13 protein-coding genes are annotated in these 13,456 nt (G+C 72.8%); 6 read left to right on the top strand and 7 right to left on the bottom strand.

All coding sequences use genetic code 11. From position 1 onward, the window contains the following. Positions 1-2: 2 nt before the first annotated feature. Together IE290_RS37015 and IE290_RS37010 are read right to left on the bottom strand one after the other, a co-directional pair. Positions 3-1,394: a mycothione reductase gene (locus IE290_RS37015; protein ID WP_191249431.1), complete on the bottom strand. Its 1,392-nt coding sequence runs from the start codon at positions 1,392-1,394 to the stop codon at positions 3-5. 65 nt (positions 1,395-1,459) lie between these two features. Then, positions 1,460-2,284, bottom strand: coding sequence for a M15 family metallopeptidase (locus IE290_RS37010; protein WP_191249451.1), 825 nt, complete (start codon positions 2,282-2,284; stop codon positions 1,460-1,462). Positions 2,285-2,457: 173 nt separating this feature from the next. Here IE290_RS37010 and IE290_RS37005 point away from each other — a divergent pair, with 173 nt between their 5' ends. Together IE290_RS37005 and IE290_RS37000 are read left to right on the top strand one after the other, a co-directional pair. After that, positions 2,458-3,267, top strand: coding sequence for a S1 family peptidase (locus IE290_RS37005; protein ID WP_191249430.1), 810 nt, complete (start codon positions 2,458-2,460; stop codon positions 3,265-3,267). A 10-nt stretch (positions 3,268-3,277) separates the two neighbouring features. Further along, positions 3,278-3,724, top strand: a complete 447-nt coding sequence (locus IE290_RS37000) for a GNAT family N-acetyltransferase (RefSeq protein WP_191249429.1) — start codon at positions 3,278-3,280, stop codon at positions 3,722-3,724. On the opposite strand, the gene IE290_RS36995 is transcribed toward IE290_RS37000, so the two are convergent. Further along, complete coding sequence (locus IE290_RS36995) at positions 3,690-4,865, bottom strand: 8-amino-7-oxononanoate synthase (RefSeq protein WP_191249428.1); 1,176 nt, start codon at positions 4,863-4,865, stop codon at positions 3,690-3,692. The genes IE290_RS37000 and IE290_RS36995 overlap by 35 nt on opposite strands. 45 nt (positions 4,866-4,910) lie before the next feature. On the opposite strand from IE290_RS36995, the gene IE290_RS36990 reads away from it, so the two are divergent. After that, a complete protein-coding gene (locus IE290_RS36990; protein WP_191249427.1) occupies positions 4,911-5,630 on the top strand; it encodes a PIG-L deacetylase family protein in 720 nt (239 codons plus the stop codon). Here IE290_RS36990 and IE290_RS36985 read toward each other — a convergent pair. Beyond that, positions 5,627-6,223: a dihydrofolate reductase family protein gene (locus tag IE290_RS36985; RefSeq protein WP_191249426.1), complete on the bottom strand. Its 597-nt coding sequence runs from the start codon at positions 6,221-6,223 to the stop codon at positions 5,627-5,629. The genes IE290_RS36990 and IE290_RS36985 overlap by 4 nt on opposite strands. Before the next feature lie 95 nt (positions 6,224-6,318). Between IE290_RS36985 and IE290_RS36980 the strand changes: the two genes are divergently transcribed. Next, entirely contained in the window at positions 6,319-6,819 is a 501-nt protein-coding gene (locus tag IE290_RS36980; RefSeq protein WP_191249425.1) for a winged helix-turn-helix transcriptional regulator, read from the top strand. A 53-nt stretch (positions 6,820-6,872) separates the two neighbouring features. Here IE290_RS36980 and IE290_RS36975 read toward each other — a convergent pair whose 3' ends face one another. Next, a complete protein-coding gene (locus IE290_RS36975; RefSeq protein WP_191249424.1) occupies positions 6,873-8,258 on the bottom strand; it encodes a DEAD/DEAH box helicase in 1,386 nt (461 codons plus the stop codon). Between the two features lie 213 nt (positions 8,259-8,471). After that, complete coding sequence (locus tag IE290_RS36970) at positions 8,472-9,407, bottom strand: serine protein kinase RIO (protein WP_191249423.1); 936 nt, start codon at positions 9,405-9,407, stop codon at positions 8,472-8,474. A gap of 207 nt (positions 9,408-9,614) precedes the next feature. Between IE290_RS36970 and IE290_RS36965 the strand changes: the two genes are divergently transcribed. Further along, positions 9,615-10,700, top strand: a complete 1,086-nt coding sequence (locus tag IE290_RS36965) for an NAD(P)/FAD-dependent oxidoreductase (RefSeq protein ID WP_191249422.1) — start codon at positions 9,615-9,617, stop codon at positions 10,698-10,700. Here IE290_RS36965 and yaaA read toward each other — a convergent pair. Further along, on the bottom strand, positions 10,687-11,418 hold the full coding sequence (yaaA, locus tag IE290_RS36960) for a peroxide stress protein YaaA (protein WP_191249421.1): 732 nt from the start codon (positions 11,416-11,418) through the stop codon (positions 10,687-10,689). The two genes, IE290_RS36965 and yaaA, sit on opposite strands and share 14 nt — an antisense overlap. Positions 11,419-11,551: 133 nt before the next feature. Between yaaA and IE290_RS36955 the strand changes: the two genes are divergently transcribed. After that, a complete protein-coding gene (locus IE290_RS36955) occupies positions 11,552-12,727 on the top strand; it encodes an FAD-dependent monooxygenase (RefSeq protein ID WP_191249420.1) in 1,176 nt (391 codons plus the stop codon). The last annotated feature ends 729 nt before the right edge of the window (positions 12,728-13,456 follow it).

Below are 13,456 nucleotides of genomic sequence, written 5' to 3'. Positions count from 1 at the left end.
GCTCACAGCGGCAGGTTCAGCAGCGCGTTCTCGATCAGCTCGGGCATCGCCGGGTGGATCCAGTACTGGCCGCGCGCCATGGACTTCGCGTCGAGGCCGAAACTCATCGCCTGGATCAGCGGCTGGATCACCGTCGAGGCCTGCGGGCCGATGATGTGCGCGCCGAGCAGCTGCCCGGTCGACGGGTCGGCCAGCAGCTTCGCGAACCCGCTGGTGTCCTCCATCGCCCAGCCGTAGGCGATGCCGGCGTAGTCCTGTGTGGACGTCACGTACTCCACGCCGCGCGCCCGCGCCTCCTGCTCGGTCAGACCCACCGAGGCGATCTGCGGCGAGGTGAACACCGCATGCGGCACGAACCGGTGGTCGGCCGTCATCGGCGCGTCCGGGTTCAGCAGGTTGTGCTGCACGACCCGCGCCTCGTGGTTGGCGACGTGCTTCAGCTCGTACGGCGAGGAGATGTCGCCCAGCGCGTAGATCCCCTCGACCACCGTCTCCTGGTGGTCGTCGACCACCACGTGCCCGCTCTCGGTCGTCGTCACGCCCGTCGCGGCCACGTCCAGCAGGTCGGTGTTCGGCCGGCGCCCGACCGCGATCAGCAGCTCGTCCGCCTCGACGGTCTCGGCGCCCTCCGGTCCCTCCAGCTCCAGCGCGACCCCGGTCCCGGACGGCCGCACCCGCACGGTCTTGCGGTTGAGCCGCACGTCGAACCGCTGCTCGGCCAGCTCCGTGAACCGCTTGCTGAGGTCGAAGTCCTCGCTGCGCAACAACGCGCCGGAGCGGGCCACCAGCGTGACCTCGACCCCGAACGAGCGGAACACGTGCGCGAACTCCGCCGCGATGAACCCGCTTCCGACGATGACCATCCGCGAGGGCAGCACGTCGAGCCGCATCACGGTGTCCGAGGTGTGGTAGCGCACGTCCGCCAGGCCCGGCAGGTCCGGCACCACCGGTCGCCCGCCGGCGGCGAGCACGAACTTGTCCGCGGTGACGACCTCGTCCGGCCGCCCGTCCGCGAACGACACCGTCAGCTCCTTGTGCCCGGTGAACCGCCCCTGGCCCTCGTACACGGTGACACCGGCGTTGTCCTCGTGGCTCTTGCGGTACTCGCGCCCGCCCTCGGCGATCGGGTCGATGCGGCCGAAGATCCGGTCGCGCACGTCGGTCCAGCGCACCTTGTCCAGCGTCTCGTCCACGCCGAACCGGCTGGACACCGACGGCGTCGCGGCCACGTCCGCGGCGTGCACGAACATCTTGGTCGGGATGCACCCGACGTTCAGGCACGTGCCGCCGAACACGCCCTTCTCCACGATCGCCGTCTTCCAGCCCGCGAACCGGGGGTCGAGGATCGAGTTCCCCGAGCCGGTTCCGACGATCACCAGGTCGTAGTGGGGCACGTGCGTTACCTCCCAAGCAGTCCGATCCGGTACAACCGGCCCGGACCCGGAATCTGTTCCCGTCACTACCCGCCGGTCGCGGTGAAATGCATCCGGTCGACCGGCTCCCGCCAGGCCCCGCCCCAGCTCCAGCCGGCCGCGGCGAACGCCCGCACGGTCGCGTCACCCGCCTCCACCATGCCCGGCCGCACCCACGACCGGTCCAGGTACGCCGAGGACAGTTCCGGCAGCACCAGGTCGTCCTTGGTGTAGGGGTTGCAGAACGGGTTCAGGTCGATCGCCAGGCCGTACGCGTGCGCCGACCAGTTCGTCTGCCCGCGCACCGGGCGGCAGACGAACGCGCTGGTGTTGTTGCCGTCCCCGGTCGGCGGCGCGTCGAGTTCGGCCGGCGAGGTGACCCGCATCTCCTCGATCGGGAACCGCGCCGCGAACAGCTGCCCGAACACGCGCGTCACGTCCTGCGCGACCGAGGCGCCGACGAGCATCTCGCCGGTGTGCGGCTTCCCGTCGAAGCCCCAGAACGACATCGTCAGGTAGCGCAGCCCGGACGCGGCCACCGGGCACGCGGGCTGCCAGGTGCTGCGCGCCAGAACGTCCGCCGGGACCGCGCTGACCGTCGAGGCGTAGTGGCCGTCCGCGGGCGGCGGCAGCAGGTCCTTCGTCGGCAGGCGGCGGTCGCGCAGCACGGCCGGGGTCGGCTGGATCTGCCCGAAGCCGTCCGGGCGTCGGGGCAATGGGGTGGCGCCGACGGTCCAGGCCGGCGCGGTGGTCGTCGTGGTCGACGGCGCGGTGGTCGTGGTCGCCGGAACCGTGGGCGAGGGCACGGGCGGGGGCGGCGGCTCGGGTGGGGCGCCGCACGCCACGAGCCCGAGCGCCAGCAGCAGCGCCACGATTCCTCGCACGTCTCCAGCTTCGCAGAACGGGAGACCACCCGATTCAGTGACACCGGTTCCGGGCCCTTGTCGATTACTGTATGTGCGGCAATCTCACGCCCCGAAGTCGATTTTCGACCATCGGGTGTGACACCGGGGGATGATCCAGCTTTTCCGAAGGGAGCGCGCGCATGGCGAAGCACCGTCGACGCGACCGCAAGTTCCGCCTGGCGCTGACGGCGGTCGTCGCCGCCGCCGCGTTCCTGCCGGTGGTGGCCGCGGCCGTGCCGAGCAGCGGCGCCCGCCCGAACATCGTCGGCGGCACCGAGGCGTCCACCAGCAGCTACCCGTACGCGGTGTACCTGACCGACAAGAACGGCAACCAGTTCTGCGGCGGGGTCATCGTCAGCTCGACCGCGGTGGCCACCGCGGCGCACTGCGCCAGCGCTGTGAAGCGGGCCGACCTGCGGGTCGTGGCGGGCCGCACGGACAAGCGCACCAACGAGGGCAAGACCGTGTCCGTGCGCGAGGTGTGGGTGCCGGACTCGTTCTCCGACCCGGGCAAGGGTGACGACGTCGCGGTGCTCAAGCTCGCCCAGAGCCTGCCGTACCAGCCGGTGAACCTGCCCGGCGACGACTCGCTCTACGCCGAGGGCACCCGGGCGACGGTGCTGGGCTGGGGCCGCACCTCGGAGGGCGGGGCGCGCTCGGACGTCCTGCGCAAGGCCGAGGTACCGGTCATCAGCGACTCCGGCTGCCGGGCCAGCTACTCCAACTACGACTCCCGGTCGATGGTCTGCGCCGGCTACCCCGAGGGCCAGGTCGACGCCTGCCAGGGCGACTCGGGCGGGCCGCTGGTCGTGGGTGGCACGCTCATCGGGCTGGTGTCGTGGGGCGACGGCTGCGCGCAACCCGGCAAGCCCGGCGTCTACACCCGCGTGATCACCTACGTGAACGAGATTCGCAGCGAAGCCGAGTCGTCGCGGCTCGTGTTCTGGTAGTCAGGAGTCCGTGAACCCCGACAGAGGCGTCCGCGGACCGGACCTGACCACGCAGCAGCTGTACGACATCCTCCGGCTCCGGGTGGAGGTGTTCGTCGTGGAGCAGAACTGCCCGTACCCCGAGCTGGACGGGCGGGACCTGCACCCGACGACCCGCCACTTCTGGATCGACGGGCCGGACGGCATCGAGTCCTACCTCCGGGTCCTCGACGAGGGGGACGGCGTCCAGCGCATCGGCCGGGTGGTCACCGCGAAGCACGCCCGCGGCCGGGGCCTCGCCGCGCGCCTGATGACCGCGGCGCTGATCTCGGTCGGCGACGCGGACAGCGTGCTCGACGCGCAGACCTACGCCCGCGGCTTCTACGAGAAGTTCGGCTACGTCGCCGAGGGCGACGAGTTCGACGAGGACGGCATCCCGCACATCACGATGCGGCGCCGGCTGGCGCCGACTCGCTGATCACCTTCACCGCGGTGTCCACATCGGACTCCGTGAGGTCGGCCCGGACGGTCAGGCGCAGCCGCGAGATGCCGTCCGGGACCGACGGCGGCCGGAAGCAGCCGACCCGCACCCCCTGCTCGGCGCAGCGGCCCGCCCATTCCGCGGCGGACTCGGCCGAGGGTGCCTGAAGCGAGATCACGGCCGCCTCCGGGTTGCTCACCCGGAACCCGGCGGCGCGCAGCTGGCTCGACAGCGTCACCGCGTTGGTGAGGACCTTCTCCGGCAGGCCGGGCTCGGACTTGAGCACTCCGAGCGCGGCCAGCGCCGCGGCCGCGCTGGCCGGCGCGAGACCGGTGTCGAAGATGAAGCTGCGCGCCGTGTCGACGAGGTGCCGGATCACCCGGCGCGGCCCGAGGACGGCGCCGCCCTGCGCGCCGAGCGCCGCGGACAGCGAGATCGTGGTGACCACGTCCGGCTCACCGGCCAGCCCGGCCGCGTGCACCGCGCCCCGGCCGCCGTCGCCGAGCACGCCGAACCCGTGCGCGTCGTCGACCAGCAGCGCCGCGCCGTGCTCGCGGCAGACCTGGGCCAGCTCACCCAGCGGGGCGAGGTCGCCGTCCACGGAGAACACCGAGTCGGTGACCACCAGCGCCCGCGGCTTGCGGCGGGTCGCGAGCGCGTGCTTGATCGCCGCCGGATCGCAGTGGTTGATCGCCGCGATGTCGGTGCGGGACAGGCGGCAGCCCTCGATCAGCGACGTGTGGATGTGCTTGTCGCTGACGATCGCGGACTCGGCCCCGGACAGGGCCGTGACGGCGCCGAGGTTGGCCGTGAAGCCCGAGGAGAACACCAGCGCGGCCTGCGCGCCGCAGAAGCGGGCCAGTTCGTACTCCAGCTCGGTGTGCAGCTCGGTGGAACCGGTGCCCAGGCGGGAACCGGTCGCCCCGGCGCCCCAGCGGAGGGCGGCGGCCGCGGCGGCGCCGGCGACGCGCTTGTCGCGGGCCAGGCCGAGGTAGTCGTTGCCGGCGAGGTCCAGCTCCGTCGAGGAGGCTCCCCGCGGCCGCAGCCGGCGGGTCAGCCCGGCCGCCGCGCGCTTCTCGGCCGCGGTGTCGAGCCAGTCGAAAACCTGCTCTGGAGAGGAGGAAGCCGGTAGGTTCACGTCACGCAGTGTCGCACCGAGCCCGCGCTGGGCAGTGGAGGGGCCATGACCGACACGAGACCGGCCGCGATGCCGGAGGACTGGAACCGGGCGCTCGCGGTGGTCGCGCACCCGGACGATCTGGAGTACGGCGCGGCCGGGGCGATCGCCCGCTGGACGGGCCAGGGGAAGTCGGTGGTCTACGTGCTCGCCTCGCGGGGCGAGGCCGGGATCGACAGCCTGCCGCCCGAGGAGGCCGGCCCGCTGCGGACGCGGGAGCAGCTGGCCGCGGCCCGGGTCGTCGGGGTCGAGGAGGTGGAGTTCCTGGACCACCCGGACGGCCTGATCGAGAACGGGGTCCCGTTGCGGCGGGACATCGCGGCGGCGATCCGGCGGCACCGCCCGGAGCTGGTGGTGACGCTCAACCACCGCGAGTCCTTCCCCGGCGGCGGGTACAACATGGCCGACCACCGCAACGTCGGCGTGGCGACGCTGGACGCGGTCCGGGACGCCGCGAACCGGTGGCTGTTCCGCGACCTCGGGCTGGAGCCGTGGAGCGGCGTGCGGTGGGTGGCCGTGTGCGGCTCGCCGGTGCAGACCCACGCCGTGGACATCACGGACACCTTCGACGCGGCGGTCGCGTCGCTGCGGGAGCACAAGGCGTACCTGGCCGCACTGGGCGGCGAAATGGCCGAGCCGGAGCCGTTCCTGCGCCAGTTCGCCACCCTGGCCGGCGAGTCGTTCGGGGTGCCGCTGGCCTGCACGTTCGAGCTGTTCCCGATCTAGCTCCGGACGCGGTAGGTCAGGTGGGTGGCCAGTGACGTGGTGCGGGACGACACCGGCTCCAGGTCCAAGGTCGTCACGCCCGCGAAGAGCCGCGCGCCGTCGCCCAGCACCGTCGGCGCGATGGTCAGCCTCAGCTCGTCGATCAGGCCGGCCTGGAGGTACTGGTCGATCGTCGACGCGCCGCCCATGACCGCCACCGTGCGCTCGCCGGCCGCGGCGCGGGCCTGTTCGAGCGCCGATTCGATGCCGTCGGTGACGAAGTGGAAGGTCGTGCCGCCCGCCATCTCGATCGGCTCGCGCGGGTAGTGGGTCAGCACGAAGACCGGCGCGTGGTACGGCGGCTCGTCGCCCCACCAGCCGCGCCAGTCGGGGTCGTCCCACTCGCCGCGGATGGGGCCGAACATGTTGCGCCCCATGATGTAGGCGCCGTGGCCGAGGATCGCTTCGCGCTCGGCGCGGTTCTCCTCCGCGGCTTCGAACATCCACCGGTGCAACCGCTCGCCCCCGTCGCCGAGCCCGTGCTCGCGGCTCTGGCGCGGGCCGGCCATGTAGCCGTCGACCGAGATGGTGGGGGTGCTGATCACCGTGCTCATCGGAGTTCTCCTGACTGGTTGTGAGTTGCAATCGGTTTTGAGGAACTGTACTGCTTCCGGAACCGGTTGTAAACTGCAATCGGAAGGAGGGTGGGATGACGGACGAACGCCGGTCGGGCTGCCCGATCAACCTGTCGGTCGAGGTGCTGGGCGACAAGTGGTCGCTGGTGGTGATCCGGGACATGATGTTCGGCAACCTGCGGCACTTCCGGGAGCTGCTGCAGAACTCGCAGGAGGGGATCGCGTCGAACATCCTCGCGTCCCGCCTGCAGCGGCTGACCGAGCTGGGGCTGGTGTCCCGCGCCCCGGATCCCACGCACAAGCAGAAGGTGATCTACAGCCTGACCGAACCGGCGATCCAGCTCGTGCCGGTCATGGCGCACCTGGGCGCGTGGGGCCGACGGCACCTGCCGGTCACGCGGGAGCTGGCCGTGCGAGCCGAGCTGCTGGAGCGCGGCGGGCCGCAGCTGTGGGACGAGTTCATGGACGAGCTGCGCGAACAGCACCTCGGCATCCCGCGCCCGGCGGGGCGGGAGTCGGTGTTCGTGAAGCTGCGCAGCGCCTACGAAGCCGCCCTGGCTGAACAGAGCGCATGAAAAAACCGCCGCGACCCCGGGCTGGGATCGCGGCGGTTCGTTCGTTCAGCGCGTCAGCTGGCCGACGGCGTGCTGCTGCGGCGCGGGCCGCGGCCGGGACGCCCCTGCCGGTAGCCGCCACCGTGCCCGCGGTCGCGGTCACCGTAGCCGTAACCGCCGCCCCGGCGCGGCCGCTGCGGCCCGCCGAAGCCACGCGAGCCGCCACCCCGGCGCGGGGCGGTGTCACGCGGACGGTCGACCACCGGGACCCCGCTCGGCTCACGAGCGCCGGTGATGTCGGTCAGCTTCGCGTCGCCGGGCCGCACGACCAGCTGGTCGGCGCGCACGCCGGCCTTGTCGGTCATCCGGCGCACGGTGCGCCGCTGGTCCGGCGTGATCAGCGTGACCACGGTGCCCGACGCACCGGCGCGCGCGGTGCGGCCGGCGCGGTGCAGGTAGTCCTTGTGGTCGGCCGCCGGGTCGACGTGCAGCACCAGGCTGACGTCGTCGACATGGATGCCGCGCGCGGCGACGTCCGTGGCGACCAGCACCGTGGTGTGGCCGTCGCGGAAGTCCTGCAGGACCCGGTTGCGCTGGCCCTGCGACTTGCCGCCGTGCAGCGCGCCCGCCCGCACACCGCGCTCACGCAGCCGGTCGGTGAGCCGGTCGACGTGGTGCTTGGTGCGCACGAACATGATCGTGCGGCCCTCGCGGGCGCCGATCTCGGTGACCACCGTCTGCTTCTCCTGGCGCGAGACCTGGAACACGTAGTGGTCCATGGTGTCGACGCTGGCGGTGGCCGGCGCGACCGAGTGCTCGACCGGGTCGTGCATGTACCGGTTGACCAGCTGCCCGACGTCGCCGTCGAGCGTCGCGGAGAACAGCAGCCGCTGCCCGTCGCGCGGGGTCAGGTCGAGGATCTCCCGGACCTGGGGCAGGAAGCCCATGTCCGCCATCTGGTCGGCCTCGTCGATGGCGATGAACTGGACCTCGCTGAGGTCCGCGGTGCCCTGCCGGACGTGGTCGGACAAACGGCCCGGCGTGGCGATCAGCAGGTCGACGCCGCGGTGCAGCGCCTCGGCCTGCCGGGGGAAGGCCATCCCGCCGACGGCGGTCCGGCACCACAGGCCCAGGGCGCGGGCCAGCGGGGTGAGCGCGTCGCTGACCTGGAGGGCCAGCTCGCGGGTGGGGACGAGGACCAGGCTGCGGGGCTTCCGCGACCGGGCCCGGCCGCCCTCGAGGCGGGCCAGCAGGGCCAGCCCGAAGGCGAGGGTCTTCCCGGATCCGGTCTGCGCCCGGCCGAGCACGTCGCGCCCGGCGAGCGCGTCCGGCAGGGTCGCCGACTGGATCGGGAAGGGTGCGTCGATGCCGGCCTTGGCCAGAGCCCCGAGCAGGGGCTCGGGCAGGTTCAGGTCAGCGAACGACTGCACGGTGGAAGTGGACTCAAGGGTGATGCTCACGCATTGCCTCTCGGACGTGGTGGTACGTCGCAAGGGAGGCCCGGTTTGCCTGCGCGCAGGCAGGCGGAAGACAAGTTCGGCGGGCTTTCACAAGGACGAACCCGGCGCGGCTGCGCCATCGGTGGTGTGTCCGCGTCCCATGAAGGGGGTGACCCGAATTCACGTCACCCGGTTGCGGACTGTGATCAGACTACCTGAAGACCGCGGGGGACCTCACGTCAGCCCCGCCCGCTCCCGCAGGTCGAAAGCCAGGTCATCGGCCTCCACCTGCAGTCCTCGCGCGGCAAACCACGCGGAGATGTTGTGGACGTCACGGGTGAGGTACTCCGCTCCTCTCGGATTGGCCACCACATCCACGACCTGTGGCAGATCGATGAGCACGATCCGGCCGTCGTGGACGAGGATGTTGTAGGCGGACAGGTCTCCGTGCGCGAGCCCCTCCGACGCCAGGACGTCGAGCGCCCCGACCGTCTGGAACCACAGGTCGCGTAGTTCGTCCGGGTCGGGCCGCAGCTGCGCCAGGCGTGGCGCAGCCGTGCCGTCGGGTTCTCCGATGAACTCCAGCAGGAGTTCCGTGCCGTCCCGCTGCACCGGGTACGGCACCGGCACGCCGATCGTCCACAAGCGACTGAGCGCGGCGAACTCGGCGACCGCCCACTGCTCGGCGATGAGGTTGCGGCCGAACGAGGTCCGTTGCGCCATCGCCCGGTTCTCCCGGGACCGGCGCATGCGCCTGCCCTCGAGGTAACCGGAGTCGCGGTGGAACTGGCGGTGCTCGCTTGATCGGTAACGCTTCGCGGCGAGCAGGCATTCCCGGCTGCCGTCCGGCAGGCCGCGGCGCAGCAGGTGCACCTCGGCCTCCTTGCCGGTCTTGAGGACGCCCAGTTCGGTGTCGACGGCGGCCAGTTCGGTGATCACCCACACCGGGTGCGGGCGGGGGCCGTGCTCGGCGCTGTCCCAGGTCGAGTAGCGATCGGCGCCGCCGGGGACCTCGGGTTCGGCGTAGTTGTCCTCGCGCAGGCGGGCCAGCCGCTGCCGTTCCAGCTCGGTCAGGCGGCCGCTGCGGACGGGGTTGATCTCGTCGTCGAACCGCGGGCGACGACGACGGGAGCGCGGGGTGGGGTCTTCTTCGAAATCGTGCTGGCGCACTGGTGGGTCTCCATGGCTGAGGTGCCCCACCGGCGCCGTGGATCAGGCGGGTGGGGCGGGTGGATGGGCGAGGAAGGCACGGCCCAGGACAACGACGGACACAACGCACCTCCTTCACTCACCACCGGGGCCCAGTGCACCGGCGTGCGGGTGATCATGCCCGCAGCGGCGCTGCGGCCGCAACCGAATTACCGGCAGACTGGCGGCATGCGCGTGATCGTGATCGGCTCCGGCATCGCCGGGGCGAGTACCGCCCACCAGCTCGCCCGCCGCGGCGCCGAAGTCGTCGTGGTCGACGCGGGCCGCCCCGGAGTGGCGACGGCCGCGGGCGCGGGGATCGTGTGCCCGTGGACCAGCCGCCGCGGCGACGACGAGTACCGCTTCGCCGCCGCGGCGGCCGCGTACTACCCGGAGCTGATCGCGCAGCTGGCCGAGGACGGCGCGGGGGAGACGTCGTTCGAGGTGGTCGGCGGGATGGTGGTGTCGGCGGACCCGGCCGAACTCGACGAGGCCTATCAGCGCGTGAGTGAGCGCGCGGCGGGGGAACCGGCGGCCGGCGAGGTCTCCCGGCTCGACCCGGCGCAGGCCCGTGAGCTGTTCCCCGCGCTGGCGCCCGACCTGGCGGCGGTGCACGTCAGTGGCGGCGGCCGCGTGGACGGGCGGCGGATGCGGCAGGCGCTGCTCGACGCCGCGGTGGCGCGCGGCGCCCGGATCGCCGAGGGCGCGGCGGAGCTGGCCGGGCGCGGGGTGCGCGTCGCGGGGGAGGAGCTGGCGGCGGACAAGGTCGTCGTGGCGGCCGGGGCGTGGAGCAGCGAGCTGGTGCCGTCGGTGGCCGTGGCGCCGCAACGCGGCCAGATCAGCCACTTCGAGCTGCCCGGGGTGGACACCGCGCGCTGGCCGGTCGTGCTGCCGGTGTCCAGCCACTACCTGCTGGCCTTCCCCGGCTCGCGGGTCGTCGCGGGCGCCACGCGGGAGACCGGTTCCGGGTTCGACCACCGGATCACCGCGGCCGGTCAGCGGGAGGTGCTGGACCACGCTCTGACGGTCGCGCCGGGCCTGGCCGACGCGACGCTGCTGGAAACTCGCATCGGCTTCCGCCCCGCCTCACCCGACGGCCTGCCGCTGCTCGGCCCGCTGGCGGAGCGTCCGGACGTGCTGATCGCCACCGGCTTCGGCCCCGGTGGGCTCACGGTCGCACCGTTCGCCGGTCGGCTCGTGGCGGGCCTCGCGCTCGGCGAGGAGGTGCCGGTGGATCTGGCGCCCTACCGGCCGGAGCGGTTCACCGGTCGGTGATCAGCTCCAGCTCCTGCTCACCCACCCGGTCTAGCGTGATGCCCGCACGCTCGGCCGCGCCGATCAGGCCTTCCACTGTGGAGGGTTCGCGGGAGGCGGTCGCCAGCGCGGCGGCGAGCTTTCCCTTGTACGCCTTGTTGAAGTGGCTCACCGTCCGCCCGCTCGCGGTGACCACGCGCACCGTGATGGCGCGCGGGACGCGGGCCAGCGCGGCGTAGGCGCCCGAGCGCAGGTCGACGATCAGACCGTCCACTTCGGCCAGCGCGGGTTCCAGGACCGGGCGCCACAGCGAGCGCAGCGTGCCGAGCGCGGGCAGCGTCGTGCCGCCGGAGAGGCGGTAGGCCGGGATGCGGTCGTCCCCGCGCGCGATGCCGAACAGCGCGGACGCGACGGCCAGCCGGCGGTCCGCTTTGGCCCGCGCGGCCGGGCGCAGGCCGCCGTAGTCGAGGGCGTCGTAGAGCACGCCGGTGTAGCGCTCCAGCGCGGGCAGGGTGGGGGCGTTCCAGAGCGCGGCGTTGCGCGCGACCTCGTCCTCCTGCCGCCCCGACAGGCCCAGCACGTTCAGGCTCTCCGGCACGTCCCCGGCCAGCTCGACCAGGGCGTCGGCGAGCTTGCGCCGCAGAGGGTTCAGCTCGGGGAACGACAGCGCGTCCAGATCCAGCGGAGGGCCGTCCCCACCGGCGGCTTTGGTTTCCGAAGGAGGCAGCAGCACCAGCACGGCCAGCAGGGTAACCCGCGGCCGGGCAATCCCCGGGGACGGGCCGGGCGTGACGCGGATGCCGGTCAGCGAACGGTAAGCCGGCGGTCAGCGGTCCTCGCGAAGCTCGGGGCAACCGAGTCGAGGAGTTGCGATGAGCAAGACAGTGCTGATCTCCGGGGCGAGCATCGCCGGTCCGTCCACCGCGTTCTGGCTGAACCGCCTGGGGTATTCGACGACGGTGGTCGAGCGGGCGCCCGCCCTGCGGGAGGGCGGGCAGGCGGTCGACTTCCGCGGCGAGCAGATGGCGGTGCTGCGGCGGATGGGGTTGCTGGAGGAGATCCGCGCGCACCAGACGTCGATGGGGGAGCAGCACATCCTGGACGCGTCCGGCAAGCGTGTGGCGAGCCTGCCGGCGTCGATGATCAGCGGTGAGGTGGAGATCCAGCGCGGCGACCTGAGCCGCGTGCTGTACGAGGCGACGAAGGACCGGACGGAGTACGTGTTCGGCGACTGGATCACGTCCCTGACCGAGACCGGTTCGGGGGTCGAGGTGACGTTCGCCCACGGCGCCCCGCGGACCGTGGACCTGGTGATCGGCGCCGACGGACTGCATTCGGGCGTGCGGGCGCTGGCGTTCGGGCCGGAGTCGCGGTTCCGGACCGAGATGGGGTACGCGTGTGCGGGTTTCAGCGCCCCGAACCACCTGCGGCTGGACCACACCGGGTTGATCTACAACGTGCTCGGCCGGGGCGTGACGTACGCCGCGCAGGACCCGGAAGGCCCGGCGAGCGTCGGTTTCGTCTTCGCCGCGGACGGCTTGAGCTACGACCGCAAGGACGAGGACCAGGTGAAGAAGGTGATCGCGGAGGTCTACGCCGGCGTCGGCTGGGAGGTGCCGCGCCTGCTGGAGGCGATGCACGCCGCCAGCGATTTGTATTTCGACGAGCTGGCGCACGTGTACCTGCCGCGATACACGAGCGGCCGGGTGGCACTGGTCGGGGACGCGGGATGGGGCGTGGGCCCGGGCGGCGGCGGAACGGGCCTGGCGATGATGGCGGCGTACGTGCTGGCGGGCGAGCTGTCCGCGGCGGCGGGCGACCACCGGGCGGCGTTCCCACGGTACGAGGCGGCGGTGCGCCCCGCCGCCGAGGCGGGTGCCAAGCAGGCCAAGGGAACCGGCCCGTTCCTGGCCCCGCGCACGGCGCGAGGGCTGTGGCTGCGGAACCAGTCGCACCGCATGCTGACGACCCGGATGTTCTCGGGGGTGTTCGACAAGATGACCCTGAAGGCGGCGAACACGCTGAAGCTGAAGGACTACGGCATCTGACCCACTGGCCGGCGTGCGCTGGGTCTTCCGCGCCGGTGCCGCTGACGCCTCCGGCGAGGTCCTGGCTGACCCGCGCCGCAGACGCCTTCGCCCCGGCGAGCCCGTGGCCGGCCGCGCCGCAGGCGCGCCCCGTACTGGGGAGCTGTGGCCGGCCGCGCGCAGGCGCCCCCTGTCCCGGGGAGCCGTGGCCGACCGCGCCACAGGCGCAGAAGTGGGCGCTGGCGCCCAGTCGATGGCACCCGCCATCACACGGATCCTGATCGCCGGCCCGGCTGGGCCTCCACGGCGTCTTTGGTGCACACCGGGCTCTGCCCCCCGCGCACTCTTGCTGCCGAGGCTGTGCCCGCCTGGCTATGCCCTTGCTTGCCGGTGGCCACCCCCGCCAGGCATCCGTGCCCGCGCAGCCCGTCCGGCAATTTCCCTGCTGAGCTAGGCTTCCGCAGCGCCCTTGCTGCCCGCGCGGCGTGCCGCCGCACGCCCTTGCTGCCGCTGGGCCGGAGGCATCGTTGCTGCCCACGGGGCCCGTCGGGCAACTTCCCTCCCGGCCGCTGAGCTTGCTCGCTGGCTGCGCGGCCATGGCCCCGCGCTGTTGCTGCCGGGGGCTGCGCCCGCCGGGCGGGGCGTCGTCGCTGCGTCGAGCCGCCGTCGCCGGCCGCGCGGCCTGTCCCGTTGCTGCTGGCTGGGCCCGTCCGGCAACTCCCCGCCGGGCTGCGCTTCCGCCCTGTCCTT

It is taken from the genome of Amycolatopsis deserti (genome assembly GCF_014653945.1).
Taxonomy (GTDB): domain Bacteria; phylum Actinomycetota; class Actinomycetes; order Mycobacteriales; family Pseudonocardiaceae; genus Amycolatopsis_E; species Amycolatopsis_E deserti.
This window is presented reverse-complemented; position numbering and strand designations above follow the sequence as displayed.